We start from the raw sequence: 232 nt of genomic DNA on the forward strand, positions 1-232 counted from the left end.
GGAACTGCGTGCCGTCCCGGAAGGAGGGCTCCAGGGCGAGCGCCTGCTCGTAGGCGGTGGCCGCGTCGGCGGTGGGCTCCACGGCGCGGGCGCGCAGGTCGTCCGCGTGCTCGGTCTCCGGCACCTCGTGGTAGGTCTGCACGTCCTCGGGCACGTCGCCGGTCGCGGCGCGCAGCAGGTCCGCGCCGTGGTCGGGGACCTCGACCAGCATCTCGTAGCCGCTGCCCGCCTC

General features: G+C 75.9%; 1 protein-coding gene. It reads right to left on the bottom strand.

Features of this window, described 5'->3' with window-relative positions:
- The coding region (locus KVT14_RS21650) for a hypothetical protein (protein ID WP_217617418.1) at positions 1-232 on the bottom strand (232 nt) is incomplete at both ends.

This window comes from Cellulomonas sp. GbtcB1, from assembly GCF_019091725.1.
Classification (GTDB): domain Bacteria; phylum Actinomycetota; class Actinomycetes; order Actinomycetales; family Cellulomonadaceae; genus Cellulomonas.